Annotated in this window: 28 protein-coding genes; 16 read left to right on the top strand and 12 right to left on the bottom strand. The window is 64.7% G+C overall.

The window, feature by feature from the left end; genetic code table 11:
* Positions 1-11 precede the first annotated feature (11 nt).
* Positions 12-1,070, top strand: a complete 1,059-nt coding sequence (locus HNO53_RS15060) for a patatin-like phospholipase family protein (protein ID WP_209473426.1) — start codon at positions 12-14, stop codon at positions 1,068-1,070.
* On the opposite strand, the gene HNO53_RS15055 is transcribed toward HNO53_RS15060, so the two are convergent.
* Positions 1,067-1,645 carry a Smr/MutS family protein gene (locus tag HNO53_RS15055; RefSeq protein WP_209473425.1) on the bottom strand — a complete coding sequence of 193 codons (579 nt, stop codon included), beginning with the start codon at positions 1,643-1,645 and terminating at the stop codon, positions 1,067-1,069. The two genes, HNO53_RS15060 and HNO53_RS15055, sit on opposite strands and share 4 nt — an antisense overlap.
* Positions 1,646-1,761: 116 nt before the next feature.
* Between HNO53_RS15055 and prmB the strand changes: the two genes are divergently transcribed.
* The 5 genes from prmB to phaC all read left to right on the top strand — a co-directional run bounded on the left by prmB (position 1,762) and on the right by phaC (position 6,948).
* On the top strand, positions 1,762-2,712 hold the full coding sequence (gene prmB, locus HNO53_RS15050) for a 50S ribosomal protein L3 N(5)-glutamine methyltransferase (RefSeq protein WP_209473424.1): 951 nt from the start codon (positions 1,762-1,764) through the stop codon (positions 2,710-2,712).
* A gap of 31 nt (positions 2,713-2,743) precedes the next feature.
* Positions 2,744-3,829 carry a chorismate synthase gene (aroC, locus tag HNO53_RS15045; RefSeq protein ID WP_209473423.1) on the top strand — a complete coding sequence of 362 codons (1,086 nt, stop codon included), beginning with the start codon at positions 2,744-2,746 and terminating at the stop codon, positions 3,827-3,829.
* A gap of 69 nt (positions 3,830-3,898) precedes the next feature.
* Positions 3,899-4,282: a DUF6489 family protein gene (locus tag HNO53_RS15040; protein WP_209473422.1), complete on the top strand. Its 384-nt coding sequence runs from the start codon at positions 3,899-3,901 to the stop codon at positions 4,280-4,282.
* Between the two features lie 207 nt (positions 4,283-4,489).
* Positions 4,490-4,936, top strand: coding sequence for a phasin family protein (locus tag HNO53_RS15035; RefSeq protein WP_209473421.1), 447 nt, complete (start codon positions 4,490-4,492; stop codon positions 4,934-4,936).
* A gap of 173 nt (positions 4,937-5,109) precedes the next feature.
* Positions 5,110-6,948, top strand: coding sequence for a class I poly(R)-hydroxyalkanoic acid synthase (gene phaC / locus HNO53_RS15030; RefSeq protein ID WP_209473420.1), 1,839 nt, complete (start codon positions 5,110-5,112; stop codon positions 6,946-6,948).
* A gap of 67 nt (positions 6,949-7,015) precedes the next feature.
* Here phaC and lnt read toward each other — a convergent pair whose 3' ends face one another.
* The 5 genes from lnt to miaB form a co-directional block, all read right to left on the bottom strand.
* Positions 7,016-8,494: an apolipoprotein N-acyltransferase gene (gene lnt, locus HNO53_RS15025; protein WP_209473419.1), complete on the bottom strand. Its 1,479-nt coding sequence runs from the start codon at positions 8,492-8,494 to the stop codon at positions 7,016-7,018.
* 28 nt (positions 8,495-8,522) lie between these two features.
* The gene (locus HNO53_RS15020; protein ID WP_209473418.1) at positions 8,523-9,398 is read right to left on the bottom strand and encodes an HlyC/CorC family transporter; all 876 of its coding nucleotides are present in this window, start codon (positions 9,396-9,398) and stop codon (positions 8,523-8,525) included.
* Positions 9,395-9,913 (bottom strand): rRNA maturation RNase YbeY, encoded by a 519-nt coding sequence (gene ybeY, locus HNO53_RS15015; protein WP_209473417.1) that lies wholly within the window; start codon positions 9,911-9,913, stop codon positions 9,395-9,397. The genes HNO53_RS15020 and ybeY overlap by 4 nt, the downstream gene beginning before the upstream one ends.
* Positions 9,910-10,986, bottom strand: a complete 1,077-nt coding sequence (locus HNO53_RS15010) for a PhoH family protein (protein WP_209473416.1) — start codon at positions 10,984-10,986, stop codon at positions 9,910-9,912. Before HNO53_RS15010 ends, ybeY begins: the two co-directional genes overlap by 4 nt.
* Positions 10,987-11,113: 127 nt before the next feature.
* Positions 11,114-12,457: a tRNA (N6-isopentenyl adenosine(37)-C2)-methylthiotransferase MiaB gene (gene miaB / locus HNO53_RS15005; protein WP_209473415.1), complete on the bottom strand. Its 1,344-nt coding sequence runs from the start codon at positions 12,455-12,457 to the stop codon at positions 11,114-11,116.
* 224 nt (positions 12,458-12,681) lie between these two features.
* Here miaB and HNO53_RS15000 point away from each other — a divergent pair, with 224 nt between their 5' ends.
* The 3 genes from HNO53_RS15000 to HNO53_RS14990 all read left to right on the top strand — a co-directional run bounded on the left by HNO53_RS15000 (position 12,682) and on the right by HNO53_RS14990 (position 14,448).
* Positions 12,682-13,011 (top strand): DUF1820 family protein, encoded by a 330-nt coding sequence (locus HNO53_RS15000; protein ID WP_209473414.1) that lies wholly within the window; start codon positions 12,682-12,684, stop codon positions 13,009-13,011.
* 155 nt (positions 13,012-13,166) lie between these two features.
* Positions 13,167-13,793 (top strand): TIGR04211 family SH3 domain-containing protein, encoded by a 627-nt coding sequence (locus HNO53_RS14995; RefSeq protein ID WP_209473413.1) that lies wholly within the window; start codon positions 13,167-13,169, stop codon positions 13,791-13,793.
* A gap of 13 nt (positions 13,794-13,806) precedes the next feature.
* Entirely contained in the window at positions 13,807-14,448 is a 642-nt protein-coding gene (locus tag HNO53_RS14990; RefSeq protein ID WP_209473412.1) for a class I SAM-dependent methyltransferase, read from the top strand.
* A gap of 63 nt (positions 14,449-14,511) precedes the next feature.
* On the opposite strand, the gene HNO53_RS14985 is transcribed toward HNO53_RS14990, so the two are convergent.
* Positions 14,512-15,102: a YajG family lipoprotein gene (locus tag HNO53_RS14985; protein WP_209473411.1), complete on the bottom strand. Its 591-nt coding sequence runs from the start codon at positions 15,100-15,102 to the stop codon at positions 14,512-14,514.
* Positions 15,103-15,294: 192 nt separating this feature from the next.
* Between HNO53_RS14985 and HNO53_RS14980 the strand changes: the two genes are divergently transcribed.
* Positions 15,295-15,747 carry a GNAT family N-acetyltransferase gene (locus tag HNO53_RS14980; protein ID WP_209473410.1) on the top strand — a complete coding sequence of 151 codons (453 nt, stop codon included), beginning with the start codon at positions 15,295-15,297 and terminating at the stop codon, positions 15,745-15,747.
* 12 nt (positions 15,748-15,759) lie between these two features.
* On the opposite strand, the gene HNO53_RS14975 is transcribed toward HNO53_RS14980, so the two are convergent.
* The 4 genes from HNO53_RS14975 to cysP are packed head-to-tail and all read right to left on the bottom strand — an operon-like array spanning position 15,760 to position 19,589.
* Positions 15,760-16,857: a sulfate/molybdate ABC transporter ATP-binding protein gene (locus tag HNO53_RS14975; protein ID WP_209473408.1), complete on the bottom strand. Its 1,098-nt coding sequence runs from the start codon at positions 16,855-16,857 to the stop codon at positions 15,760-15,762.
* The gene (gene cysW / locus HNO53_RS14970) at positions 16,854-17,681 is read right to left on the bottom strand and encodes a sulfate ABC transporter permease subunit CysW (protein WP_209473405.1); all 828 of its coding nucleotides are present in this window, start codon (positions 17,679-17,681) and stop codon (positions 16,854-16,856) included. The genes HNO53_RS14975 and cysW overlap by 4 nt, the downstream gene beginning before the upstream one ends.
* Positions 17,681-18,544: a sulfate ABC transporter permease subunit CysT gene (gene cysT / locus HNO53_RS14965; protein ID WP_209473403.1), complete on the bottom strand. Its 864-nt coding sequence runs from the start codon at positions 18,542-18,544 to the stop codon at positions 17,681-17,683. The genes cysW and cysT overlap by 1 nt, the downstream gene beginning before the upstream one ends.
* A gap of 37 nt (positions 18,545-18,581) precedes the next feature.
* Positions 18,582-19,589: a thiosulfate ABC transporter substrate-binding protein CysP gene (gene cysP, locus HNO53_RS14960; protein ID WP_209473401.1), complete on the bottom strand. Its 1,008-nt coding sequence runs from the start codon at positions 19,587-19,589 to the stop codon at positions 18,582-18,584.
* Positions 19,590-19,771: 182 nt separating this feature from the next.
* Between cysP and rpe the strand changes: the two genes are divergently transcribed.
* The 4 genes from rpe to trpE all read left to right on the top strand — a co-directional run bounded on the left by rpe (position 19,772) and on the right by trpE (position 23,155).
* Positions 19,772-20,470: a ribulose-phosphate 3-epimerase gene (gene rpe / locus HNO53_RS14955; protein ID WP_209473399.1), complete on the top strand. Its 699-nt coding sequence runs from the start codon at positions 19,772-19,774 to the stop codon at positions 20,468-20,470.
* A 10-nt stretch (positions 20,471-20,480) separates the two neighbouring features.
* Positions 20,481-20,774, top strand: coding sequence for a GIY-YIG nuclease family protein (locus HNO53_RS14950; protein ID WP_242597436.1), 294 nt, complete (start codon positions 20,481-20,483; stop codon positions 20,772-20,774).
* Positions 20,759-21,424 carry a phosphoglycolate phosphatase gene (locus HNO53_RS14945; RefSeq protein WP_209473397.1) on the top strand — a complete coding sequence of 222 codons (666 nt, stop codon included), beginning with the start codon at positions 20,759-20,761 and terminating at the stop codon, positions 21,422-21,424. Before HNO53_RS14950 ends, HNO53_RS14945 begins: the two co-directional genes overlap by 16 nt.
* A 246-nt stretch (positions 21,425-21,670) precedes the next feature.
* Positions 21,671-23,155 (top strand): anthranilate synthase component I, encoded by a 1,485-nt coding sequence (gene trpE / locus HNO53_RS14940; RefSeq protein WP_209478664.1) that lies wholly within the window; start codon positions 21,671-21,673, stop codon positions 23,153-23,155.
* 105 nt (positions 23,156-23,260) lie between these two features.
* Here trpE and HNO53_RS14935 read toward each other — a convergent pair whose 3' ends face one another.
* Positions 23,261-24,232 (bottom strand): metal ABC transporter solute-binding protein, Zn/Mn family, encoded by a 972-nt coding sequence (locus HNO53_RS14935; RefSeq protein ID WP_209473395.1) that lies wholly within the window; start codon positions 24,230-24,232, stop codon positions 23,261-23,263.
* A gap of 326 nt (positions 24,233-24,558) precedes the next feature.
* Between HNO53_RS14935 and HNO53_RS14930 the strand changes: the two genes are divergently transcribed.
* On the top strand, positions 24,559-25,143 hold the full coding sequence (locus tag HNO53_RS14930; protein ID WP_209473393.1) for an anthranilate synthase component II: 585 nt from the start codon (positions 24,559-24,561) through the stop codon (positions 25,141-25,143).
* Positions 25,144-25,169: 26 nt separating this feature from the next.
* Complete coding sequence (gene trpD / locus HNO53_RS14925) at positions 25,170-26,189, top strand: anthranilate phosphoribosyltransferase (RefSeq protein ID WP_209473391.1); 1,020 nt, start codon at positions 25,170-25,172, stop codon at positions 26,187-26,189.
* Positions 26,190-26,201 lie beyond the last annotated feature (12 nt).

Here is a 26,201-nt window from a genome sequence, read left to right as displayed (position 1 = left end):
GGGGAGGCGTGATGAGCAGCAGGAAGACGGCGAAAACGGGCAAGCGGGTGGCGCTGACCCTGGGTAGCGGTGGCGCACGCGGTTACGCCCATATCGGCGTGATCGAAGTGCTGGAGGCGAGAGGCTACGAGATCGTTGCACTCTCGGGCTGCTCGATGGGCTCGGTCATCGGTGGGGTATACGCCGCGGGGCAGCTCGAGGCCTACCGCGACTGGGTCTGCCAGTTGGACTACTTCGACGTGCTCAAGCTGGTTGACGTCACCTGGAGTCCGATGGGAGCGATGCGTGCCAGCAAGGTGATGAGCAAGCTCGAGGAACTGGTCGGTGACATTCTGATCGAGGATCTGCCGATTCCGCTGACCACGGTGGCCACCGATCTGATACGCCAGCGCGAGGTATGGTTCCAGTCGGGGCCGCTGCTACGCGCGATTCGGGCTTCCATCGCCATTCCGGGCGTCATCACGCCGGTTCACATCGGCGAAAATACCCTGGTCGACGGGGGGCTGCTCAACCCGCTGCCGATCACTCCTACCGTTTCGGCCCACGCTGATATGATGCTGGCCGTCAACGTGACCGCCCACAGCGCCCGGCCGGTGTCACTCGACGACCTGCTGCCGGCCGAGGCTCATGAGGAAGCCGACTTTGAAGCGGAAGCCGTGGCGCGCAAGTGGATGGACGTGCGCGGGGCAACGCGCTGGCTGTTCGAAGGCCTCGGCGGTCCCGAGACCGACGCCGCCGAGGAGGATGCCAAGGCGGTGCCGGCGCCGGGTGGAAGACGCGCTTGGGGGCGGATGGACATGATCCTGGCCTCCTTTGACATCACCCAGGCCTCCCTGGCCAAGTACAAGATCGCCGGCTATCCCCCAGATGTACTGATCGAAGTGCCCAAGACGGTGTGCGGTGCCTTCGAGTTTCATCGTGCCCAAGCACTGGTCCGCCTGGGGCGTCATCTGGCGATGGAGGCGCTGGATCGCTATGAGGGGCGCAGTCACAGCGGCGATGGTGGCAGCGCCGGCACTATCGTCGAGCCACCACAAATGCCGGCCGACAGCGAGACGGGGAAGGGCTAGAGGGGCTGGCCGCGACGTCGAAGCAGGACATAGACGGCGCCGGTGCCGCCGTCGATCTCCCGAGCCGAGCAGAAGGCCAGCACCGTCGGCCACTCGCGTAGCCAGGCATTGACGTGGCTCTTGAGCACCGGATAGTCCGCCGTACTGCCCCAGGCCTTGCCGTGAACCACCAGCACGCAGCGCATGCGGCTGCCGACGGCCTCCTTCAGGAAGCTCTCGAATTCCAGGCGCGCCTCGTCGAGGCTGTAGCCGTGCAGGTCCAATCCCGCCTCCCACTCGATCTGGCCGCGCTTGAGCTGGCTGCGGGTCCGGTAGGGCAGATCGGGGAGGGCGAAGTCGAGAAATTCCGACGGCCTGACAGGCGCCACGCGACCGTCGCTGGTGCGGCTGGTGCCGTCCGAAGTCTCCGCCGCCACTGCGGCGGCGCGCCGTTCGGCCGTCGCGGGGTCCCGCCGCCTGGGGCGTCCCGGGTCGGCGCGGTTGACGGCAAGGCGACGCACGCCGGCCTCGCGCAGCGCCTGGCGAAAGGCGTTGGTGTCATCATCGTCGTCATCGGGTGGGTGGCGTTGGCTCATGAGGTCTCGCGTGGTGTCGTCGAGCGGCCAGTATAGCGGCCTTGGCGTGGCTGTGAACCGCCTGCCGCCACGGGTACAATCGGCACATCGCTCATCATCGACCCGCAGGACCTGACGTGGCTAACTCCACCGCTTCCCGTTCGACCCTTACCCTGGATGACGAGGCGCTGTGTCGCGACCTCGTTACCCTGCGCGACTACCTGCGCTGGGCCGCCAGCGAATTCCACCTGGCCGGGCTGTGTCATGGCCATGGTACCGACTCGCCCTGGGACGAAGCCGTCGCCCTGACGCTGGGTGCGCTGCATCTGCCCTGGAACGTCGACCCGGCGGTGCTCGAAGCCAGACTGTTGCCGATGGAGCGCGCGCGCATCGTCGGCCTGGTGCGCGAACGCATCGCCTCGCGTCGGCCGCTGCCCTACCTGCTCGGCGAGGCGTTCTTCGCCGGCTTTGCCTTCGACGTCGACGAACGTGTGCTGATTCCGCGCTCGCCCATTGCCGAGCTGATCGAGACCGGCTTTGCCGCCTGGTTTCCCGAAGAGCCGCCCGCCAGGGTGCTCGACCTGTGCACCGGTTCGGGCTGCATCGGTATCGCCACGGCGCTCTATCTGCCGACCTGCGAGGTCGACCTCTCCGACGTCAGCGCCGATGCCCTGGCCGTCGCCAAGCAGAATATCCAGCGTCACGACGTTGGCGTGCGGGTGCGGGCAGTGCTCTCGGATCTGTTCGAAGGTCTGGCCGGGCAGCGCTACGACCTGATCGTCTCCAACCCGCCCTATGTCGATGCCCGGGATCTTGCCACCATGCCCGCCGAGTATCGCCACGAGCCGGAGCTGGCGCTGGGCGCCGGTACCGATGGGCTCGACATCGTGCGGCGCATCCTGCGCGAGGCGCGCGACCATCTCAACGACGACGGCGTGCTGATCGTCGAGGTCGGCAACTCCGACCGCCATTTGGAGGCCGCCTTCCCCGAGCTCCCTTTCCTGTGGCTCGACTTCGAGCGCGGCGGCCAGGGCGTTTTCGCCCTCACCGCCGCGGAACTCGACGCCCATGCGGCGTCCTTCGCCTGATCCATTCCTCTAGATATCGGGAGGCACGCTCATGTCCGGCAACACCTTCGGCAAGTTGTTTACCGTCACCACATTCGGCGAAAGCCACGGCCCGGCACTGGGCGCCATCGTCGACGGCTGCCCGCCGGGGCTGGCGCTCAGCGAGGAAGACCTGCAGCGGGACCTCGATCGTCGCCGCCCCGGTACCTCGCGACATACCACCCAGCGCCGCGAGCCCGATCGGGTACGCATCCTGTCCGGCGTGTTCGAAGGCGTGACAACCGGCACCGCCATCGGCCTGCTGATCGAGAACACCGACCAGCGCTCCAAGGACTACGGCAATATCAAGGATCAGTTCCGCCCCGCTCATGCCGACTACACCTACCATCACAAGTACGGCATCCGCGACTACCGTGGCGGCGGTCGCTCCAGCGCCCGTGAAACCGCCATGCGGGTGGCCGCCGGCGCCATCGCCAAGAAGTTCCTGGCGTCCCAGGGCATCACCGTGCGCGGCTACATGAGCCAGCTCGGCCCGCTCGAGATCGTCTTCAAGCAGTGGGAGGCCGTGGACGATAACCCCTTCTTCTGCCCCGATCCCGAGCGCGTGCCCGAACTCGAGGCGTTCATGGACCAGCTGCGCCGAGATCAGGATTCGGTGGGTGCCAGGATCACCGTGGTAGCCGAAGGGCTGCCCCCGGGCTTGGGCGAGCCGGTCTTCGATCGGCTGGATGCCGAGCTGGCCCATGGCCTGATGAGTATCAACGCGGTGAAGGGCGTGGAGATCGGCGACGGCTTCGCCGCCGTGGCGAGCCGCGGCAGCGAACACCGCGACGAGATGACCCCCGACGGGTTTCTCTCCAACCATGCCGGCGGCGTACTCGGCGGCATTTCCTCGGGCCAGCCGTTGATCGCCCATCTGGCGCTCAAGCCCACCTCCAGCATCACCATTCCGGGACGTAGCATCGACGTTGACGGCAACCCGGTCGAAGTGGTGACCAAGGGTCGCCACGATCCTTGCGTGGGCATTCGTGCCACGCCGATCGCCGAGGCGATGATGGCGCTCACGCTGATGGACCACCTGTTGCGTCATCGTGCGCAGAATGCCGCCGTCAGGGTGGCGACACCGGTGCTGCGCTGAGCCTGGCCCGAGGCGTTGAGTCTGGCGCCGAGTTGCTACACTGAAGACACACTGAAGCAGGGAAACGCCATGAAGATAAACGTCGAGTTCGATCTGACTCCCGAGGAGTTCCGCCGGGCCCTGGGCCTGCCCGATGTCGAAGCCTTCCAGCAGGAGCTGCTGGGCCGGATTCAGAAGCAAATGGAATCCGGGGTCGAGGGCTACGACCCCATGAGCCTGATGAAGCCCTTCCTGCAGCAGGGCTTCCCCCAGGACATGAGTCAGGGGCTCTCTCAGGGATTGGCCAGTTTCGGTACCTATCAGCAGATGATGCTCGACATGCTGCGCCAGGCAGGGAGTTCGATGGGCAAGTCACGGGAGCCCGCCGAGGCGGGCGAGGCCGAGGCTGCACCGAAGGGCTCGGGCAAGGCTGGCTCGGCCAGTGCGCGCTCTCGTTCACGGCGCTCGGAGTGACGGTTGCCGGGGCATCGCCCTGTGGAAGTGGAAGGGTATTGCAGCGAAGGCCCTGTCAAGCTACGCTTTGTGCGGTGCAGCATGAATGCCGCCGGGCCGCGCCATGGCGTCGGCCTGCATCGCAAGGCGCAGGGAAGTTGCCAGACAAGTCGACATAGTGGCGCTGGCGCCGCCCCGCATGTTTCCGGTCCACAGGAGGTCTACCCCATGCAGGACAAGATGCTCGATGAATTCAACCAGCAGACGCGGCGTTTCTTCGAACCCATGCGCAAGCTGAACTCGCTGATGCTCGGTAACATGGAGAAAATGACCGAGTACCAGCTCGAGGCGATGAAACGCTACAGCCAGATGGGTACCGAGCGCATGCGCAGCGCTTCCGAGATTCGTGACGCTCAGGATCTGCAGGCCTTCGGGGCGCAGCAGGCCGAAATGATGAACGAACTCTCGCGCCAGATGATGGAGGATGCGCAGACCCTCGGCGAGATGAGTCAGCAGTTCCGTACCGAGCTGGAGCAACTGTTCGGCGAAGTCAGCCAGGAGCTGAGCGATCAGGCCAAGCAGACCCAGCCGAGCGAAGCGAGCGCCAAGCCGGCCGCAACGAGCAAGAGCGATGCCCCGGCCAAGGCCAGCAGCCAGGCTTCGCGCAAGAGCTGATCCCTAAGGCCGCCCGCCGCGATGCGGGCGGCCTTGGCTGCCATGAAGAGCCACCGCCGAACCGGCAGGTGCCGGTCAGGCGGTGGCTTGGTTTCGTCGAGCGGGGCATGCCTTGCACATGGCTCGATGGTCTGCGGTGAACGAAGTCAAGGGTCCGAGAACAGGAGAGGGCGATGCAGTCAGGGGATGCGGTTTTCTCCCAGGTCGAACTGGAAGAGTGGAAGGAACAGCTACAGGAGATGGGCCAGCATTACCAAGGCCTGTTGCAGGATCTGCTCGAACGCATGGCACCCGATGCGGCCGCCGATTCGATCCAGGCCGACATGCGCGAAGCCTTCCAGGCCGGCGCCGAGTCGCTGATGCGCAACCCCCAGTTGCTGTGGCAGACCCAGGCGCGACTGATTCAGGACCAGTACCAGCTCTGGCAGCAGGGCTTGCAGGCTCTGACCGGCACGCCGGGCGAGCCGCTGGTGTATCCGCCCAAGGGGGATCGGCGCTTCAAGGACGAAGCCTGGCAGCAGGAGCCCTATTACCGTGCCATCATGCAGCAGTACCTGCTGTTCTCCGGCGCGGTCGAGGAGCTGATCGAGCAGCTCGACGGCCTGCCCGAGCGGCAGAAGCGCAACCTGGCGTTCTATGCCCGTCAACTGGTCAACGCCATGGCGCCGACCAACTTCGTCACCACCAATCCCGAGGTGATGCGCCGGACCCTCGAAACGAAAGGCCAGAACCTCGTCGAGGGGCTGGCTCAGCTACGGCGCGACCTGGGCAATTCGGCCGACGGCCTCAACGTGGCCATGACCGATCGCAGCGCCTTCGAGATCGGACGCAACATCGCCGTGACGCCCGGCTATGTGGTCTACGAGAACGAACTGATCCAGTTGCTCCAGTACACTCCGACCACCGACACGGTGTTCAAGACGCCGCTGCTGGTCGTGCCGCCGTGGATCAACAAGTACTACATTCTCGATCTGCGCCAGGACAACTCCTTCGTCAAGTGGCTGGTCGATCAGGGGCATACGGTGTTCCTGATTTCCTGGCGCAACCCGGGACCCGAGCAGCGCGACCTGACCTGGGCCGACTACATGCAGATGGGGCCCATCGCCGCCATGGGGGCCATCGAGCAGGCCTGCGGCGAGAAGTCGGTCAACCTGCTCAGCTACTGCATCGGCGGTACCCTGGCGGCATCCACCGTGGCCTATCTCACCAGCACCCGCCGCGGACGCAAGGTCAAGTCGGTGACGTACATGGCCACGCTGCAGGATTTCCGTGATCCCGGCGAACTCGGCGTACTGCTCAGCGAGCCGATCCTGCAAGGCATCGAGGCGCGCATGGAGGAGGATGGCTACCTGGATGGCCGCTCCATGGCCTATACCTTCAACCTGCTGCGCGAGAATGACCTGTTCTGGTCCTTCTACGTCAGTAACTACCTGAAGGGCGAGAATCCTGCACCGTTCGACCTACTCTACTGGAATACCGACGGCACCAACCTGCCGGCGGGTACCCACGGCTGGTACCTGCGTCATATGTACCTCGAGAACCGGCTGGTGGAGCCGGGTGGGATCGAGCTCGACGGCGTGCGCATCGATCTGCGCAAGATCTCGACGCCGAGCTATTTCGTCTCCACCAGCGAGGACCACATCGCCAAGTGGAACAGCACCTACTATGGTGCGCTGCTGCCCAAGGGGCCGGTGACCTTCGTGCTGGGCGGCTCCGGCCACATCGCCGGCATCGTCAACCCTCCTGCCCGCAACAAGTACGGGTACTGGACCAACGACACGCTGCCGGACGATCACGAGGCCTGGAAGGAGGGTGCCGAATTCCACGAAGGCTCGTGGTGGCCGCACTGGCAGCAGTGGATGACCGAGAACGGCTACGCCGATGCCGACAAGCGCGTGCCGGCACGCCAGCCCGGCGAGGGCGAACTCAAGCTGCTGGAGGAGGCGCCGGGGCGCTACGTGCGCATGACCATTCCCGAGGTGCTGGGCGAGGTGCCGGCCAAGGCCGACTGAGTTTTCAGATCCATGCCAGTGGAACGACGAGGCCCGCGCAAGCGGGCCTCGTCGCATGGGCCGGGGGCTAGAAGTGTCGTCGCTGACGCTGTGGCAGCTGCAGTCCAGGCAGTACCAGCAGTGCGCTGAGCAGCCACACTGGCCAACTGCCGGTGCGGGTGAAGGGCGTCAGGCCCTGCATGGGCACGGCCTCGGCCAGCAGCGTCACGGTCTCGAACTGAGGCGCGCTGGCGACGGTGTGGCCGTGATGGTCGACCACGGCCGTCACGCCATTGCTGGTGGCGCGGATCACGTAGCGGCCATTTTCCAGCGCGCGCAGGCGGGCCATCTGCAGGTGCTGAAGCGGACCGATCGATGCGCCGAACCAGGTGTCGTTGGATACCGTCAAAAGCAGCTCGGCATCCCGGGCCCGTTCGGCTACCAGGTCGGCGTAGATGATCTCGTAGCAGATAGCATTGCCGATCACGGTACCGGCAGCGCGAATCGGCGGCTGGCCCGCTGGCCCGGGTGTCATGGCCGGCATGGGCAGGTCGAAGAAGGCTATGGTGCCCCGCAGCCAGCGCTCCAGCGGCAGGTACTCGCCGAAGGGCACGAGATGCTCCTTGCGGTATTCGCCCTCGGCGTTACCCAGGGCGATCACGCTGTTGTAGTAGAGCCCACGGCCCTCGCGCTGGAGGATGCCGGTTAGCAGGGCGCTGTCCGGTGCCAGGTGGACCTGGGCGCGAGCCAGTAGCGGCTCGGCCTCGTCCTCGAACATCGGTAGCGCTGCCTCGGGCCAGATGATGAGATCGGCCTCGTCGGCATGCTCACGGGTCATATCCAGATAGGTGTTGGCAGCGGTTCGCTGACCTTCCGGTGTCCATTTGATCAGTTGATCCAGGTTGCCCTGAAGCAGCGCTACCTGCAGTGGTTCGCCGGCAGGCTCGGTCCACTGTGCGGGCAGTGACAACGGCACGAGCCAAAGCGCGGCAATGGGTAGGAGTGCCCACCAGCGGCGGTGCAGGAACTCCACGCCCAGCGTGCCGGACAGCGCGACGATCAGCGACAACAGGTAGACTCCGCCGACCGGCGCCCAGAGGGCCAAGGGCGAGTCGACGTGCGAGCTGCCCAACAGCAGCCAGGGGAAGCCGGTGAACAGCCAGGTGCGCAGCCACTCGCCCAGTACCCAGGCGCCGGCGAAGCTGAGGAAGGCGAGGCGCGGTCCGCACAGCAGGCGGTAAAGCCATAGTGTCGCGGCAGGGAACAGCGCCAGGGCGCCAACGAACAGGCTGGTCAGGAACAGCGCCAGGGGCACACCGGTATAGCCGTAGTCATGGATCGAGACGTAAACCCAGGAGGCGCCGGAGCCGAACAGGCCGACGCCGTAGCACCAGCCCAGCAGCGCCGCGCGGCGTGGATGCAGCGGTTTGACCGCCCAGTAGACGAGGCCCGCCGCCAGCGGGCCGAGCCACCAGAGTTCATAGGGCGAAGCGGTCAGGGTGGTGAGCACCCCGGCAACGAGCGCTGACAGATAGCCAAGCGACGACGGCAGGCGAGAGTAGGTCATGGCGTGTCGTTTCCTGAGGTGGCCGCGGTCAGTCCTGGGACAGAGCCGACTCGTCCTGCAGCACGGCCTCGAGCAGGCGGATGCGGCGGTTATCGGCATTGAGCACGGTAAAGCGCCAGCCGCCCAGTTCGGCATGTTCGCCACGGCCGGGGAGGTGGCCGAAGCGCTGCATCACCAGGCCACCCACGGTATCGAATTCGTCGTCGGAGAAGCGCGTGCCGAAGCGTTCGTTGAAGTCCTCGATGGGGGTCAGCGCACGGATGGCGTAGCGGCCTTCACCCAGGTCGCGAATATCGTCGTCCTCGTCGGTGTCGTGCTCGTCCTCGATATCGCCGACGATCTGCTCGAGGATATCCTCGATGGTAACGATCCCGGCGGTGCCGCCATACTCGTCGACCACCACCGCCATGTGGTTGTGGGTATCACGGAATTCCTTGAGCAGACTGTTGAGGCGCTTGGACTCCGGCACGAACATGGCAGGGCGCAGCACGTCTTCCAAGCGGAAGCGCTCGCGTTCTTCTTCGGGGCGGTTGAGCAATTGCAACAGGTCCTTGACCAGCAGTAGTCCCTTGACCTCGTCGAGATTCTCACCGATCACGGGATAGCGCGAGTGTCCGGTCTCGTAAATCAGCGAGAGATATTCCTCGGCCGGCTGGTCGACGGCGATGGCGGCTACCTGGGAGCGTGGGATCAGCACCTCGCGTACCTGCTGGTCGCTGATCTGCAGGGCGCCCTCGATGATCATCATGGCGTCCTGGTCCAGCTTGAGCCGGGCGGCCGCCTCGCGCAGGAATTCCATCAGCTCTTCGCGCGAGCTGGGGCCTTCACTATCCCCCGAGAGGGCGCCGAGCAGCTTGTCGAGCCAGGACCTTCCGCCCTGGCCGGTCGTTCGGTCGTCACTCATCGATCGTGTCTCTCGTCCTTGCGGTCGTCTTGTTGTTGCTCGTCGTCCGGGCTCGGTGCATAGGGGTCGGCGATGGAAAAATCCGCCAGGACCTCCCGCTCCAGCGCTTCCATCACCTCCGCCTCGTCTTCCTCGAGGTGATCGTGTCCGAGCAGATGCAGCATACCGTGTATCACCAAGTGGGCGTAGTGGTCCGTAAGACGCTTGGCTTGCTCGTGGGCTTCGCGTACCACCACCGGATGACACAGCACCAGGTCGCCGAGCAGGGGCAGGACGATGCCTGGCGGGCTCTCGAAGGGAAAGGAGAGCACGTTGGTCGGCTTGTCACGATCGCGATAGTCGCGGTTCAGCGCCTGTCCCTCCTCGATGCCGACGATGCGTACGGTGACCTCGTGGCGCGTCTCATGCGGAAAGCGCGCCAGCACGGCGTGGATCCAGGCTTCCAGATCGGCTGGTGCCGGCAGCCCCTCGGCGGAGGTGGCAAGCTGGAGATCGACCACCGGTGTCGAGGTCATTTCCTGTCATCTTCCCGGTTGCGCTCGCGCTCCTGTCGCAGCGCCTCGCGCTCACGCTCGCGTGCTTCCTTGCGGGCGCGTTCCTGGACTTCCTGCTCGGCCTCGAAGCTTTCGTAGGCCTCGATGATGCGCTGCACCAGCGGATGGCGCACCACGTCCTTGGCGGCGAAGTGGGTCACGCCGATACCGGCGGTTCCCTTGAGCACTTCCAGGACCTGGATCAGCCCGGAGCTCTGGCCGCGGGGCAGATCTACCTGGGTCACGTCGCCGGTGATTACCGCGGTGGAGCCAAAGCCGATGCGGGTCAGGAACATCTTCATCTGCTCACGGGTGGTGTTCTGGCTCTCGTCGAGAATGATGAAGGCGTTGTTCAGGGTGCGGCCGCGCATGTAGGCCAGCGGAGCGATCTCGATCACCTGGCGCTCGATCAGCTTGCCCACCTGCTCGAAGCCGAGCATCTCGTAGAGGGCATCATAGAGCGGGCGCAGGTAGGGGTCGATCTTCTGCGCCAGGTCGCCGGGCAGAAAGCCGAGTTTCTCGCCCGCCTCGACGGCCGGTCGCACCAGCAGGATGCGGCGCACTTCCTGCTGATTGAGCGCCTCCACCGCCGCGGCCACGGCCAGGTAGGTCTTGCCGGTACCGGCCGGGCCGATACCGAAGTTGATATCGTGCTGGCGAATGCTCGCCACGTAATTTTGCTGGTTTTGCCCGCGCGGTTTGATCAACACCTTGGGCGTGCGCAGCAGTACCTCATCATCGCTGGGGCCCTCGTCGTCGTCGACTGCCTCGCGCCCCGACTCCTGCAGGAACAGGTGCACGGTATCCGGCGACAGGTCGCTGGCCTCAGCTTCGCGATAGAGGTGCTCCAGCACGTTGGCGGCGGCCTTGACCCGGTGGCCTGGTCCCGCCAGCTGGAAGACGTTGCCGCGGTTGCGCAGGGTGACGCCGAGGCGTGATTCGACCAGCTTAAGATGCTCGTCCCGCTGACCGCAGAGGTTGGCGAGACGCTGTGGGTCATTGGGCTCGAGGCTCAATGTGATGATGCGGTTGGCCTGTGCGGCGTGTTGACTCAAGGTGGCGAAGTTCCTGCGTTGCGTGGTTTGGCACCAGCTTACTGCCCCGCCTCTTGGCAGGGCAATCCTTGGGGAAAACGAAGGATCGGCCCGTGATGCTACGGGCGACCATAACGGTTTCCTGTGGTCAGTGTAGCGCCGGGGAAGCCAGCTCGCCGCGTAGAGAATTGGGCAGTGCCTCGGTGATCGTCACGTCGACGAAGTAGCCGATCAACTCGGTAGGGTTGGCGGCGCGGAAGTTGACCACCCGGTTGTTCTCGGTGCGTCCCGACAGCTGTCCCGGATCCTTGGGCGAGAAACCGCTGACCAGGATGCGCTGGGTAGTGCCCACCATGCGCCGCGATATCTGCATCGCCTGCTGGTTGATGCGCTCCTGTAGGATCGCCAGGCGCTGCTTCTTTACACTTTCGGGAGTGTCGTCGGGCAGGGCGGCTGCCGGGGTTCCGGGGCGCGCCGAGTAGACGAAGCTGAAGGAGTGGTCGAAGCCGATGCGATGGATCAGGTCCATGGTCGCCTCGAAATCCTCCGCGGTTTCGCCGGGGAAGCCGACGATGAAGTCGGAAGAGAAGCTGATGTCGGGACGCAGCGCACGAATCCGCTCCATCTTGGCCACGTACTCCTCGGTGGTATGGCCGCGCTTCATGGCGGTGAGGATACGGTCGGAGCCGGCCTGTACCGGCAGGTGCAGATGGCTGACCAGTTCCGGGATCTCGCCGTAGGCGTCGATCAGGCTGTCGGAAAACTCCACTGGATGCGAGGTAGTGAAGCGAATGCGGTCGATGCCATCCACTGCCGCCACGCAGGCGATCAGTTCGGCCAGGTCGATCTCGTCGCCGAGCTGGTTCTCGCCACGGTAGGCGTTGACGTTCTGGCCCAGCAGATTGATCTCGCGCACCCCCTGGTCGGCGAGATGGATCACTTCGTCCATCACCGCCTCGAACGGGCGCGAGACCTCCTCGCCGCGGGTGTAGGGGACCACGCAGAAGGTGCAGTACTTGGAGCAGCCTTCCATCACCGAGACGAACGCCGTCGCCCCGTCGGAGCTCGGCTTGGGCAGGTGATCGAACTTCTCGATCTCGGGGAATGTGACGTCGACCACCGAGATCTGATTCTGGCGGCGGGCATCGAGCATCGACGGCACGCGATGCAGGGTCTGGGGGCCGAACACCATGTCCACATAGGGCGCCCGCTTGCGCAGCGCCTCGCCTTCCTGACTGGCTACGCAGCCGCCGACTCCGATCACCAGATCGGGGTTGGCGTCCTTGAGCTTCTTCCAGCGGCCGAGCTGATGGAATACCTTCTCCTGGGCCTTTTCGCGAATCGAGCAGGTATTTAGCAGGATGACGTCGGCCTCGCCTTCGTCGTCGGTCAACTCGAGCTGGTGCGATTCGCCGAGCAGGTCCGCCATGCGGGCGGAGTCGTACTCGTTCATCTGGCAGCCGTGGGTCTTGATGAAGAGTTTCTTCGCCATAAGAATTGAAGGTCGGTTATCCGACGCGTGCGTCACCGGTGAGTGGAGTGTCGCGGGAATGGGCTCGTTCAAGCCGTTCTCGAAGGTGGCCGCATTATACGTAAGCCCGACCACCGGGGCCAGAGGGGCCACCGCGGCGGTGTGCGACTGTGGTACGCTTGCGCCTTGGCAGGCCCCGTAGTGGGGGCTCGAAGCGTAACCCAACGTTGAGGACAGACGGCCATATGGCGGCCAAGCCGATCTATCGGGTGGTTTTCCACCAGCAGGGCGAAATCTGGGAGCTCTACGCCAGGGAGATCTACCAGAGCGAACTTTGGGGCTTCATCGAGGTCGAGGAGTTCGTCTTCGAGGATGGTTCGAAGCTGGTTGTGGACCCTTCGGCCGACCGTCTGCGACACACCTTCGACGGTGTCAAGCGCAGTTATCTGCCGTTGAACGCCATCGTACGTATCGACGAGGTGGAACGCGAGGGGCCGGCAAGAGCGGTCAAGAGCGAGGGGCGCATCGCCGAATTTCCGCGTGGCCCGATGCCGCCCCCGAGGCGCGAGACCTGAGCGGCCGAAGAGGCGGCGACGGGCTGTTCAGGAAACGATCAGCCTGGACCGGGTCCGTGCCGGCGTGGCATGAGGCTGCCTTTCCAGCGGTTTTCCCGGGGCTTATCCACAGATTCTGTGGATAGGTCGCTGAACGACATGAGCAGGACAACGGCATGAAGCATCGATTCGAATTTTTGCTCGCGGGTGTGGCGCTGGGCCTGATGGCTTCCCCGCTGCACGCCCAGCAGTCAGAGGACGCCAGCCACTGGGTTTCCGAAGAGCTGACGACCTATGTGCGCAGCGGGCCGACCGACGGCTATCGCATCGTCGGGACCCTGACGGCTGGTGAGCCGGTTACCCTGCTCGAGACCAGCGGCGACTACAGCCGAGTCGAGAACGCTGAGGGCGAACGGGTATGGGTGCTCAGTGCCGAACTTCAGGAAACGCCAAGCTCGCATGAGCGACTGCCGCAGATGGAGGAGCAGGTCGCCCAGCTCGAAGCGGAGCTCGACGGTATCAACGAGACCTGGGAGGGACGAGTCTCGGCCATGACGGAGACGCTCGAGGCACGTGAGCGGCGCATCGCCGAACTCGAGGCGCGCAATCATCAGCTCGACAGTGAAGCCGAGCAGTCGCGCCGCACCATCCGCCAACTGCAGGCGCGCCTGGATACTCAGGAAGAGGACCTCTTGATGCGCTACTTCATGTATGGCGGTGGCGTGGCCGGTGCCGGCCTGCTGGTGGGCCTGATCGTTCCGCACTTGCCGCGCAAGCGGCGCAAGCGCGATCGTTGGTTCTAGTAGAGGGAGTGGCATGGCACACGAGTGGCTCGACCGCTGGCGCGAGGGGCGTATCGGTTTTCATCGCCCCGAGACTCACCCGGCTCTGGTGCGCCATTGGCCGCTGCTCGGCGTACGCCCCGGCACCAAGGTGCTGGTCCCGCTGTGCGGGAAGAGCCTCGACATGCGCTGGCTGGCCCGCCACGACCATCCGGTGCTGGGTATCGAACTGGCCCAGGAGGCTATCGAACAGTTCGTTGCCGAGGGGGCGGGTGACGTTTCGCGCTACCAGCAAGGGCCGTTCTCGATCTGTCGCCAGGGTAGCGTGGAGCTATGGTGCGGAGATTTCTTCCATTTCCATATCGACCAGGCGGCGGAAATTGGCGCTTTCTATGATCGGGCGGCGTTGATCGCGCTCCCGCCCGCCACGCGGCAGCGCTACGCCTTCCATCTTGCCCAGTTGATCCTCCCCGGTTGCCGCGGTCTGCTGGTATCGCTGACAAGGGCGTCCGGGGATGAAGCCGCCGGACCGCCCTACCATGTATCGGCCGAGGAGGTTCGCGAGCTGTTCACCCCCAATTTCCAGGTCACCCACCTCGAGGACGGAGCGCCGGAAGCGGGCAGCGGCTTTCGCGAGAGCGTCTGGGCATTGGTCCGCCGTGGTCCGCTGACTTAGCAAAATACACCGGACGGGGCGTCCAGCATTGCCTGGTCCCACTACGCTGAAGAGCCGAGAGTCTCAGCGGGCCAGCAGTCGGGCCAGTTCCGGGTCGCTGAAGGCACGGTCCAGGGCGTCGGCGATCAGGTCGTTGAGCATGCGTCGGTTGGCGTCCCGGCCGGGGCGCAGGGCGTAGCTCTGCGTGCGTCGCGAGGTGTAGGTGCCGGTATAGGTGGTGCCCTGGTTGGTCACCTTGACCTCGAGCACGGCTTCAAGGCGAGCTTCGTCGATGACCGGCTGGCTGTCGCCACGCTCGTAGCCGAGATGCTGCAGCGTTAGCGTCAGGCTAGGGCGGTCGTTGCCGGGCTGAGTGGTCGGCGAGAAACCCATGTCGCGCACGGCGCGCTCGGCTTCGCGCTGCAGGTTCGGTACCAGTTCGTGAGCGCTGACCGTGATCACCGCGGTAGACATGGCGCTGCCGGTTCGAGTGCCGACCACATCGTCCTCGCGTTGATCCACGGCGGCCACCGTCACGGCCTGGCCATTTCCGGCCTGCGGCACCGAGACGCTACGCTGGGGGTTCAGCTGCAGATAGTGGGGGCTGGCGCAGCCGGCCAGCAGGGCGGTGGCAAACAGCACGGCTGCGGCACGCAGGACATGACGTCGGTTCATTCTCCCTCCCGGAAGTCGTCTGCTGGGTAGATCATGGCCCGGAACGTTTGGTACCCGATGTTTTATTGGGCACCTCCATTCACTGGATTCAGGCACTTGCGCAGTATATCGCCGTGCGCTGGATGACGACAGCGTTACACTCGGGACAATGGAAGCGGTTACACTGGCTCTCTCAAGTGAGGGAGATGCTTCATGATTCGTCCTGCCGTTGCCGAGGACATACCGCAGCTCGTCGACATCTGGCTGCGGGCTTCGCAGTTGGCCCATGATTTCATACCCGCGACATTCTGGCATGAGCGTGCCGACGACATGGCGCGTATCTATCTGCCCGGGGCGGAAACCTATGTGCTGGAGGTGGCCGGTCGCGCCATAGGCTTCGCCGCGCTCAACGGCGACCATCTTGAAGCGCTGTTCATCGATCCCGAGCTGCAGAGCTTCGGCCACGGCACCCACCTGATGGCCCACGCCATGGGCAAGCGGCAGCGCATTACCCTGTGCGTCTACTCGCGCAACGTGCGCGCCGTCTCCTTCTACCGCCGGCTGGGCTTTCGGGCCGTTGAGGAGCGATTGGACCCGCACAGCGGTGAAAGCGAAACCCTGATGCTGTGGACGCAGCGGCCGGAGGGCACAGCGGGTCAGGCGTAGCCGATCGCTCGCTCAACTCGTGGTCGCTACCGTTTTCGATGGCTGATGGTCTCGCTCGGCGGGAAAGCGATGCCAGCGCCGGGGCAGGGCATAGAGGCGTACGCCGCGAGCGAGTGCCAGTCGCTCGTAGTCGGCGTGGCGAATCGTTGCCAGCCACGGCTCGCCCAGCCAGTCGGCTGCCAGCTCCACGCGCACTTCGGCGCCTACCGGCGAGATCGCGGTCACGGTGACTGGCATGTGAGCATGAGCGGCAGGCTTCTCTGCCAGCTCCACCTCATGGGGGCGCAGCAGCAACTCTTCCGGTCCGTCGGCAAGGTCCACGGCCAGCCTGGCGTCTCCGCAGGTCAGCACGCCGTTGCGTACGCTGCCCTCCAGGTGATTGACGTCACCCAGGAATTCGAACACGAAGCGGTTGGCGGGGCGTCGATAGAGTACGTCGGGCGTGTCGATCTGCTCGATGCGGCCATCGCTCATCACCACCACGCGATCGGAGAGCTCCAGCGCCTCCTCCTGGTCGTGGGTCACGAACAGGCTGGTGAAGTTGAGCTCGTCGTGCAGATGGCGCAACCAGCGGCGCAGCTCCTGGCGCACCTTGGCGTCGAGCGCACCGAAGGGCTCGTCGAGCAACAGCACGTCGGGGCGCAGGGCCAGGGCGCGAGCCAGCGAGACGCGCTGCTGCTGACCGCCGGAGAGTTGGGCCGGGTAGCGCTGGGCCATGTGCTCGAGCTTGACCATCTCCAGCAGGCGGTGCACTCGGCTGCGGATCTCGCCGCTCGAGGGGCGGCTCTTGCGCGGCATCACGGTAAGGCCGAAGGCCACGTTATCGAACACTGTCATGTGGCGGAACAGGGCGTAGTGCTGGAACACGAAGCCGATGCGCCGATCGCGCACGTGCAGGTGGGTCACGTCGCGCTCGCCGAACAGGATACGCCCCCCGGGCTCGCGGTCAGCCGTTTCCAGTCCGGCGATGATGCGCAGCAGCGTGGTCTTGCCGGAGCCGGAGGGGCCAAGCAAGCCGACCAGTTCGCCTTCTGCGATGTCCAGGTCGACCGGCTCCAGCGCCTGGGTCCTGCCGAAGTGCTTGCCGATGGCATGAAGGCGGATGCTCATGCGTGATCCTCCCGGCGCGCGGCGCGCCATTCCAGGCTGGCCTTGGCGACCAGCGTGAGCAGGGCGATGAGGGCCAGCAGCGATGCGCTGGCGAAGGCGCCCACGGTATTGTAGTCCTGATAGAGCTGCTCCAGGTGCAGCGGCAGGGTGTTGGTCTGGCCACGAATGGCGCCTGAGACCACGGAGACGGCGCCGAATTCGCCCACCGCCCTGGCGTTGGTCAGGATCACGCCGTAGAGCAGTGCCCAGCGGATGTTGGGCAGCGTCACCCGACGAAAGATGGTCCAGCCGGGGGCGCCCAGGGTGACCGCGGCCTCCTCCTCGCGCGAGCCCTGGGCCTGCATCAACGGAATCAACTCACGGGCCACGAAGGGGCAGGTGACGAAGATCGTGACCATCAGGATGCCGGGCCAGGCGAACATCAGTTGGATGTCGTGTCCATCCAGCCAGCTGCCGAGCCAGCCGGTGCGGCCATACAGCAGCAGGTAGACCAGCCCTGCCACTACGGGTGAGACAGCGAAAGGAATATCGATCAGTGTCTGCAGGATGCGCCGCCCCGGAAAGCGGAAACGGGTCACCAGCCAGGCCAGGGCGACGCCGAATACCAGGCACACGGGGATCGTCAGCACGGCGATGACCAACGTCAGCTGGATCGCCGCCAGGGTATAGGTGTTGGTGATGTTGGCCCAGAACACATCGACGCCCCGGGCAAAGGCCTGGGCGAAGATCGCCACCAGCGGCAGCAGCAGGAACAGCGCCGCCAGCAGCACGGCGGCCGTGATCAAGAGGCGCCTGACAGCGGGAGCGTCACCGATCCGTTGCATCAGCCGTGTCCTCCATGCAGGCGCTTGATGAAGCGGCCTTGCCAGATATTGATGACGAGCAGCAGCGCAAGCGAGGCGAACAGCACCACCGAGGCGATGGCCGAGGCGCCGGCATAGTCGTACTCCTGCAGCCGCACGAAGATCATCAGCGCGGTGATCTCGGTCTCGTAGGGCATGTTGCCGGCAATGAAGATGATCGCGCCGAACTCGCCCAGCGAACGAACGAAAGCGAGCCCGGTACCGGTTACCAGGGCCGGCCACAGGTGCGGCAGGATCACCCGGCGAAAACCGGTGATGTCCGAAGCGCCCAGCGTCAGTGCAGCCTCGTCCATCTCGTGGGGCATGTCCTCGAGTACCGGCTGCACCGTGCGTACCACGAAGGGGATACTGGTGAAGGCCATGGCCAGGGCAATGCCGACCCAGGTATAGGCCACCTGCAGCCCCAGCGGCTCGAGCAGCCGCCCCATCCAGCCGTTGCTGGCGTAGAGGGTGGCCAGGGTGATGCCGGCCACCGCGGTAGGCAGCGCGAAGGGCAGGTCCATCAGCGCATCGAGCAGGCGCCTGCCGGGAAACTCGTAGCGTACCAGCACCCAGGCCAGCAGCAGGCCGAAGGCGGCATTGACGATGGCCGCCACGGCGGCGGCGCCGATGGTCACCATGTAGCTTGCCACCACCCGGTCGTTGGTGATGATCGTCCAGTATTCGGCCAGGCTCAGCCCCGCCAGTTGGCCGAACAGCCCGGTCATGGGCAGCAGCAGCATCAGCGAGACGAAGGTCAGGCTGATGCCGAGCGACAAGCCGAAACCCGGCAGCACCCGCTTGGGGGTGCTGCCGAGACCGATGGCGAAGGACCGAGTGCTCATGAAACCTCGCTCTTGGCGTGTGTCTCAGCTGCTGCCATCAGCGGCGCTGCAGCTGGTCGAGGAGGCCGCCGCTGCCGAAGTGCGTGTCCATCACTTCGTCCCAGCTTCCACCGATTTCCTCGACGGTGAGCAGCTCGGTTGCGGGGAAGTTCTCGGCGAATTCCTCCACTACCGCTTCGTGATGCACACGGTAGTTGAAGCCGGCCAGCATGCGCTGCGCTTCCTCGCTGTAGAGATACTCCAGGTAAGCCTGGGCCAGGTCCTGGTTGCCGTTGCGTTCGGCATTGGACTCGACGACCGCCACCGGGAATTCGGCCAGGATGCTGACCGGCGGCACGATGACTTCATAGTCGTCGCTGCCGTACTCCTGGCGAATGTTGTTGACCTCGGACTCGAAGCTGATCAGCACGTCACCGATACCGCGCTCGATGAAGCTGGTGGTGGCGCCACGGCCGCCGGTGTCGAACACCGCCACGTTGCGCAGGAAGGTGCGCATGAAGTCGTGGACCCGCTCTTCATCGCCCTCGTATTCCTGGTCGGCGAAGCCCCAGGCGGCCAGGTAGGTATAGCGACCGTTGCCCGACGTCTTGGGGTTGGGAAAGACGATCTGCACGCCTTCTTCTACCAGGTCGTCCCAGCTCTCGATGCCCTTGGGGTTGTCCTTGCGAACGAGGAAGGCGGTAGTGGAGTAGTAGGGCGAAGCGTTGTTGGGCAACTGCTGCTGCCAGTCCTCGGCGACCAGGCCCGCATCGGCCAGCACCTGTACGTCGGTGACCTGATTGTAGGTGACCACGTCGGCACGCAGTCCCTGGAGAATCGCGCGAGCCTGGGCCGAGGAGCCGCCATGGGACTGCTGGATCTCGACCTCCTCGCCGTTTTCCGCCTGCCAGTGGGCGATGAACTCGGGATTGATCGCGCTGAACAGTTCGCGGGCGATATCGTACGAAGAGTTGAGCAGCTCGCGCTCGGCGGCGAGCGCCGGCGTCGCCAGACCAATGCCCAAGGCGGCGGCGAGAAGCGTGCGGCGAAGAGAGGTAAGTCGCATTGGTGTCTCCGGCAAATGGAACTTTGTTAGCAAGAGTATGATTGCTGATGTGGAATTACAATCTCCGCTCTTATTCTTTTTATCTATATGCTTCATTGACGAAACATGTCCGTCTCCGCTCGCGAAACAAGCGGGTCTGTTAACATAGCGGCCTTATTTCCGTGCGATGACTGGTTGACCCAATGAGCGACGCGAACCGCGATTTCCTGATAGCCCCTTCCATTCTCTCCGCCGATTTCGCCCGGTTGGGTGAGGAGGTGGACAACGTACTGGCCGCCGGGGCCGACATCGTCCACTTCGACGTCATGGATAACCACTACGTCCCCAACCTGACCATCGGCCCCATGGTCTGCGAGGCGCTGCGCAAGCACGGGGTCACTGCCCCCATCGACGCGCACCTGATGGTCAAGCCGGTGGACCGGCTGATCGGCGACTTCATCGATGCCGGAGCCAGCTACATTACCTTCCATCCGGAGGCCTCCGAACACATAGACCGTTCGCTGCAGCTGATCCGCAGCGGTGGCTGCAAGGCTGGGCTGGTGTTCAATCCCGCCACGCCTCTCTCCTACCTCGATTACGTCATGGACAAGGTCGACATGATCCTGCTGATGAGCGTCAATCCAGGCTTCGGTGGCCAGTCCTTCATTCCGGGAACGCTCGACAAGCTGCGTGAGGCGCGACGTCGCATCGATGCGTCGGGTCTCGATATTCGCCTCGAGATCGATGGCGGGGTAAAGGTCGACAACATTGCTGAGATCGCCCGGGCCGGGGCCGATACCTTCGTTGCCGGCTCGGCGGTATTCAAGGCGGGCAGCGACAGTGACCCGAACCGCTACGACAGCGTCATTCGCGCGTTTCGCAAGCAACTGGCGACGGCATAGGTCGACAGCGATGCAGCACCCATCACCCGAGTGGTTCCTCTATATGGTCGAAACTCGACAGGGGAGGCTCTATACCGGCATCACCACCGATGTCGCACGGCGTTTGACGCAGCACGAAGCCGGTCGTGGGGCCAAGGCTCTGCGCGGGCGCGGGCCATTGGTGCTGGTGCATCAGGAGCGGGTGGGCAGTCACGGCGCCGCGCTGCGGCTCGAGGCCGCGATCAAGCGTCTCTCGGCTGCACGCAAACGGATCTGGCTAAAGGAACGGCAGGGCCACGAGGAGGCACCATGCATCCCATCTTGAACGGTATTCGCCTGATCAGCTTCGATCTGGATGGCACCCTGGTCGATTCCGTGCCCGACCTGGCGGTGGCGGTAGATACCAGTCTGAGCGAGCTCGGTCTGCCTGCGGCAGGTGAGGCACGGGTGCGTGACTGGGTGGGGAACGGTTCGCTGAAGCTCGTCGAGCGCGCGCTGGCCTTTGCCCGAAACGCGCCTCCCGATGAGGCGCTGCTAGGGCGTGCCCACGAGGCCTTTCTCGAATGTTACGGACGCGATCCCGGCTCGCGCACACGGCTCTATCCCGGCGTGAGCGAAGCGCTGGATGGCCTGCGTGACGGCGGTTGGGTCCTGACGCTGGTCACCAACAAGCCGTTCGCCTTCATTCGACCGATCCTGACCCAGTTCGGAATCGAGCACGATTTCGCACTCTGCCTGGGCGGCGACAGCCTGCCGCAGAAGAAGCCTGATCCGGCGCCGCTGCTGCACGTGGCGGCGCAATTCGGCCTGCCGCCTTCGCAATGCCTAATGGTGGGGGATTCGCGTCACGACGTGGCGGCAGGGCGCGCCGCCGGTTTTCGCACCCTGGCGGTTTCCTATGGCTACAACCACGGCGAGCCGGTCCGCTACAGCCGGCCCGATGCGCTGGTTGATTCACTGGCGGAACTCGTTTAGGGTCGATTTTCGAACCCTATCAATGACCTCGGATTCATTCCGTTTGCCTATCCTGCGGGACACGCTTCGATGGACAGCATGATGCTGCATGACCCCTCCTCTGCACGTGGTCGCCTTCTCCTGGCTGCCACCTCGACGGTGCCGTTCGCTGCAGAGCCTGCCGGCTGGCGATGGTGACGCTCGCTAGAGCATTAACTCCGTTCTTTTCCCTTGCGTCCCTGTCGTAACACCGAGGAACCGGTCATGATGACTTCCGAACGTTTCCATGCGCTGGCCGAGGCCGGCTATAACCGTATTCCGGTCACCCGCGAGGTCCTGGCCGATCTCGATACGCCGCTTTCGACCTATCTCAAGCTGGCCGACGAACCCTGGACCTTCCTGCTCGAATCGGTACAGGGCGGCGAGAAGTGGGGACGCTACTCGATCATCGGGCTGCCGTGCCAGGAGCGCATCGAAGTGCGCGGCTTCACTGTCAGCCGCTTTCGCCAAGGTGAATGCCTCGAGCGCGTGGAGGTGGAGGACCCACTGAGCTGGATCGAGCAGTTCCAGGCGCGTTTCCGCGTGCCCGACCTCGACGACCAGCCGCGCTTCGACGGCGGCCTGGTGGGCTACTTCGGCTACGATACCATCCGCTACATCGAACCGCGCCTGCGGGGCGTCGAGAAACCCGACCCGCTCGGCGTGCCGGACATTCTGCTGATGGTCTGCGACGAGCTGGTGGTCTTCGACAACCTCTCGGGGCGGCTGACGCTATGGACCCATGCCGATCCGACCATCCCGGACGCCTTTGCCACGGCGGTGGCGCGCCTCGAGAGCCTGGAGCGGCGCCTGCGCAGCGCCGGCGTGCAGGCCGCCAGTCCCGGCACCGGGCGCAGCGCGGTGGAGGAGGGGCACTTCACCTCAGGTTTCACCGAGGCTGGTTTCAAGGCCGCGGTGGAGAAGATCAAAGAGTACGTGCTGGCTGGCGACGTGATGCAGTGCGTGCCTTCGCAGCGCATGTCGATCCCCTACCAGGCCTCGCCGCTCGATCTGTACCGCGCGCTGCGCAGCCTCAACCCCTCGCCCTACATGTTCTTCTTCAACCTGGACGACCATCATGTGGTGGGGTCGTCTCCCGAGATCCTCACGCGGCTGGAGGAGGGCGAGGTCACCGTGCGCCCGATCGCCGGCACCCGGGTGCGCGGCAAGACCGAGGAGGAGGACCGCGCGCTCGAGGCCGAGCTGCTGGCCGATCCCAAGGAGATCGCCGAGCACCTCATGCTGATCGACCTGGGGCGCAACGACGTGGGGCGCATCAGCGAAACGGGGTCGGTGCAGGTGACCGACCAGATGGCCGTCGAACGCTACTCCCACGTCATGCACATCGTCTCTAACGTCACCGGTAGGCTGAAGCCGGGGCTGTCCGCCATGGACGTGCTGCGCGCCACCTTTCCGGCCGGCACGCTTTCCGGTGCACCCAAGATCCGCGCGCTGGAGATCATCGACGAGCTGGAACCGGTCAAGCGAGGCATCTATTCCGGCGCGGTGGGGTATCTCTCCTGGCACGGCAACATGGACACCGCCATCGCCATCCGCACCGCGGTGATCAAGGATGGCGAGCTGCACGTTCAGGCCGGCGCCGGCGTGGTCGCCGACTCGGTGCCCGAGCTCGAGTGGCAGGAGACCCTCAACAAGGGGCGCGCCATCTTCCGCGCCGTGGCGATGGCCGAGAAGGGGCTGGACAACCTCTAGGGAGCTTTGGCCGCCGGCGCCTCCTAGTGCCGGGCGGCCGCTCTCTCGGTGGAGGCAGGCTGGCGCATCGAAGGCGAATTCGTCTCACCTGAGGCAAGCGAGCTTTTACTCGCTGTCCGCGCTGCCTTCCCGCTCTTGGCTGTCCACGCTCTCCTGACCGGTTTCCTCTTCCTGCATCAGGGCGCTGCGGATCAGGTTGGCATTGTGGCGCATCAAGGCCACGTAATTGGAGGCGTCGCCATCGGCTTCGCTGAGCGAATCGACGTAGAGCGGTCCGGCGACAGCGGGGATGGCCTTATCGGTGGTAAGTCTCTGAATGTCGCGGTCCGACAGGGTGCTTTCCCAGAATATGGCAGCCGGCTGCAGCGCTTCGATCAGGTCCGCTATGCGCTTGGCCTGAGGAGGCGAGCCCGCCGTCTCGGCGTTACTGCCCCAGATGCCGTCATGGCGAAAGCCGTAGGCCTCGGCGAAGTAGACGAAGGCCGCTTCGGTAGTGATCAGGACCCGCTGCTCTTCGGGGATCTGCGCCAGGATATTGTCCAGTTCCTCATGCAGCGCGGCGAGCTTCTCCTTGGCGGCACTGGCTCTGGCTTGGAAGCTATCGGCAGCCGGCGGGTGCAACTCGGCGAGATGATCAGCGATGACCTGGAGGTAGGCCGCCACGGCACGCGGGTCCATCCAGAGATGAGGATCGGGCTCGCCAGTATGTTCACCGGTGATGATCGGCTGGGTCGAATACTCCGATGCCTCGGCGAGGGCCACCAGCGGTGCCCGGTTGCCTACGGTAGCGTGGACCTGGCGCATCCACTGTTCCAACTGGTAACCGTTGTAGAAGATGAGGTCGGCATCTTCCAGCGCGATGAAACTGTCCGGTGTCAGCTCCCAGTCGTGCACTTCGGCACCAGCAGGCGCCAGCACGACCAGTTCGATATCGTTACCGCCGACCTGATTGACCAGATCGCCAAGGATCGAAAAGCTGGCGACAACCTTGGGATTGGCGGCTGCGACTGAAACGCCGCCGACCATGGCAGCGAGGGGGAGAGCCAGCCAGGTACAGGCACGGCGGATAAAGCGCATCGTCAATCTCCTTTTTACGTAGCGCACGTGCCCCGATGATAGAGACTGGAACCTAGGCTGGCCAGCGGCCCGACCAGCTCGTCTGCGGTGTGCCTCGCCGCCATCGTGCGTTGACAGCCACGCGGCTACGACGGCACTATTGCGACATGAACGCAAACGCCTACATGCCGAACATGATCCAGTGGTGGCGCTCCTGAGCGAGGGGGCGGCACGCTGACGACTGAAGAAAATGCCGCCGTTGGGGCGGCTTTTTTGTGTCCGAAGCAGGCCCTGCACGGCTGGCCGAGCCTACGAAACAATGCAGAGATTGAACGGGACCTTACGCCATGTCCGTGCTGATGATCGACAACTACGACAGCTTCACCTTCAATGTGGTGCAGTATTTGGGAGAGCTGGGAGCCGAGGTGGCGACCTACCGTAACGACGCCATCACGCTGGCCCAGATCGAAGCGCTGGCGCCGAGCCACCTGGTGATCTCGCCGGGCCCCTGTACTCCCAACGAGGCGGGGATTTCATTGGCCGCCATCGAACATTTTGCCGGACGCCTGCCGATTCTCGGCATCTGCCTGGGTCATCAGGCCATCGGCCAGGTGTATGGCGGCAAGGTGGTGCGGGCGCCTCAGGTGATGCATGGCAAGACCTCGCGGATTCGCCATACCGGCCAGGGCGTTTTTGCCGGCCTCGAGGATCCGCTCGAGGTCACCCGTTACCACTCCCTGGTGGTGGAGGCCGAGACCCTGCCCAGCTGCCTGGAAGTTACCGCCTGGACCGATGAAGATGATGTGACGCCTGGCTTGGTCATGGGTCTGCGTCATCGCGAGCTGGACATCGAGGGCGTGCAGTTCCATCCGGAATCGATACTGACCCGTCAGGGGCACGAGCTGCTGGCCAATTTCCTGAAGCGCCGCTGAACCGCAAGAGAGAGGAGTTTCTGTCCATGCAGATGCGAGAAGCCATCGCCGCGGTGATGCGCCACGATAACCTGAGCTTCGACGACACCCACTCGGTGATGCAGCAGATCATGACCGGGGAGGCCACCGATGCCCAGATTGGCGGCCTGCTGGTCGGTCTGGCCATGAAGGGGGAGACCGCCGAGGAGATCGGTGCCGCTGCCCAGGTCATGCGCGAGCTGATGAAACGAGTGCACTTGGTGGCCGAGAATGTGGTGGACATCGTCGGCACCGGTGGCGATGGCGCCAACCTGTTCAACGTCTCGACCGCCTCGAGCTTCGTCGCCGCGGCGGCCGGTGCCCACGTGGCCAAGCATGGCAACCGCAGTGTCTCCTCGTCTTCCGGCAGCGCTGACCTGTTCGACATGGCTGGCATCCAGCTGGACCTCAAGCCGGAGCAGGTCGCACGCTGCATCGAGCAGGTGGGGGTCGGCTTCATGTTTGCTCCCAACCACCATCCCGCCATGCGTTTCGCCATTGGCCCGCGTCGCGAGATGGGCGTACGCACCCTGTTCAACATCCTCGGTCCGTTGACCAATCCTGCTGGCGCACCCAATCAGGTACTGGGCGTCTATTCTGCCGAGCTGGTGCCGCTGATGGCCGAAGTGCTGCGCCAGCTTGGCAGCCGCCACGTCATGGTAGTGCATGCCGAGGACGGCCTGGACGAGATTTCGCTGGACGCTCCTACCCAGGTGGCGGAGCTCAAGGACGGCGAGATTCGCTGCTATACCATCGCGCCCGAAGACTTCGGCATCGAGCGACAGGAACTGGCCCCGCTCAAGGTCGTCAGCGCCGAGGACAGCCTGCGCCTGGTACGCGAGGCGCTGATAGGTGAGGGACCGGCGGCCGATATCGTCGCCCTCAATGCCGGAGCGGCACTCTACTGCGCGGGTATCGCCGACACCCTCAAGGAGGGAGTGATGATGGCCCAGGACGCCCAGGCCTCCAAGCTGCCGCTGGAGAAAATGAAGGAACTGGCCGACTTCACTCGTGTGCTGGTTTCGTGATGATCGGGGCGC

Origin of the sequence: Billgrantia antri, from assembly GCF_017868935.1 — a bacterium.
GTDB classification, from domain to species: Bacteria; Pseudomonadota; Gammaproteobacteria; order Pseudomonadales; family Halomonadaceae; genus Halomonas; species Halomonas antri.
The sequence above is the reverse complement of the archived record's forward strand: the minus strand, read 5'-3'. Positions and strand labels throughout refer to the sequence as shown.

Coding starts and splice junctions, on each gene's coding strand:
- phaC (WP_209473420.1), top strand. CDS start 5,110: ATGCAGTCAGGGGATGCGGTTTTCTCCCAGGTCGAACTGGAAGAGTGG.
- HNO53_RS14945 (WP_209473397.1), top strand. CDS start 20,759: ATGCATCCCATCTTGAACGGTATTCGCCTGATCAGCTTCGATCTGGAT.
- cysW (WP_209473405.1), bottom strand. CDS start 17,681: ATGCAACGGATCGGTGACGCTCCCGCTGTCAGGCGCCTCTTGATCACG.
- HNO53_RS15035 (WP_209473421.1), top strand. CDS start 4,490: ATGCAGGACAAGATGCTCGATGAATTCAACCAGCAGACGCGGCGTTTC.
- HNO53_RS14995 (WP_209473413.1), top strand. CDS start 13,167: ATGAAGCATCGATTCGAATTTTTGCTCGCGGGTGTGGCGCTGGGCCTG.
- trpE (WP_209478664.1), top strand. CDS start 21,671: ATGACTTCCGAACGTTTCCATGCGCTGGCCGAGGCCGGCTATAACCGT.
- rpe (WP_209473399.1), top strand. CDS start 19,772: ATGAGCGACGCGAACCGCGATTTCCTGATAGCCCCTTCCATTCTCTCC.
- HNO53_RS14975 (WP_209473408.1), bottom strand. CDS start 16,857: ATGAGCATCCGCCTTCATGCCATCGGCAAGCACTTCGGCAGGACCCAG.
- miaB (WP_209473415.1), bottom strand. CDS start 12,457: ATGGCGAAGAAACTCTTCATCAAGACCCACGGCTGCCAGATGAACGAG.
- cysT (WP_209473403.1), bottom strand. CDS start 18,544: ATGAGCACTCGGTCCTTCGCCATCGGTCTCGGCAGCACCCCCAAGCGG.
- trpD (WP_209473391.1), top strand. CDS start 25,170: ATGCAGATGCGAGAAGCCATCGCCGCGGTGATGCGCCACGATAACCTG.
- HNO53_RS14935 (WP_209473395.1), bottom strand. CDS start 24,232: ATGCGCTTTATCCGCCGTGCCTGTACCTGGCTGGCTCTCCCCCTCGCT.
- HNO53_RS14950 (WP_242597436.1), top strand. CDS start 20,481: ATGCAGCACCCATCACCCGAGTGGTTCCTCTATATGGTCGAAACTCGA.
- HNO53_RS15055 (WP_209473425.1), bottom strand. CDS start 1,645: ATGAGCCAACGCCACCCACCCGATGACGACGATGATGACACCAACGCC.
- cysP (WP_209473401.1), bottom strand. CDS start 19,589: ATGCGACTTACCTCTCTTCGCCGCACGCTTCTCGCCGCCGCCTTGGGC.
- aroC (WP_209473423.1), top strand. CDS start 2,744: ATGTCCGGCAACACCTTCGGCAAGTTGTTTACCGTCACCACATTCGGC.
- ybeY (WP_209473417.1), bottom strand. CDS start 9,913: ATGACCTCGACACCGGTGGTCGATCTCCAGCTTGCCACCTCCGCCGAG.
- HNO53_RS15000 (WP_209473414.1), top strand. CDS start 12,682: ATGGCGGCCAAGCCGATCTATCGGGTGGTTTTCCACCAGCAGGGCGAA.
- HNO53_RS15040 (WP_209473422.1), top strand. CDS start 3,899: ATGAAGATAAACGTCGAGTTCGATCTGACTCCCGAGGAGTTCCGCCGG.
- HNO53_RS14985 (WP_209473411.1), bottom strand. CDS start 15,102: ATGAACCGACGTCATGTCCTGCGTGCCGCAGCCGTGCTGTTTGCCACC.
- HNO53_RS14930 (WP_209473393.1), top strand. CDS start 24,559: ATGTCCGTGCTGATGATCGACAACTACGACAGCTTCACCTTCAATGTG.
- HNO53_RS14990 (WP_209473412.1), top strand. CDS start 13,807: ATGGCACACGAGTGGCTCGACCGCTGGCGCGAGGGGCGTATCGGTTTT.
- HNO53_RS15060 (WP_209473426.1), top strand. CDS start 12: ATGAGCAGCAGGAAGACGGCGAAAACGGGCAAGCGGGTGGCGCTGACC.
- lnt (WP_209473419.1), bottom strand. CDS start 8,494: ATGACCTACTCTCGCCTGCCGTCGTCGCTTGGCTATCTGTCAGCGCTC.
- HNO53_RS14980 (WP_209473410.1), top strand. CDS start 15,295: ATGATTCGTCCTGCCGTTGCCGAGGACATACCGCAGCTCGTCGACATC.
- HNO53_RS15020 (WP_209473418.1), bottom strand. CDS start 9,398: ATGAGTGACGACCGAACGACCGGCCAGGGCGGAAGGTCCTGGCTCGAC.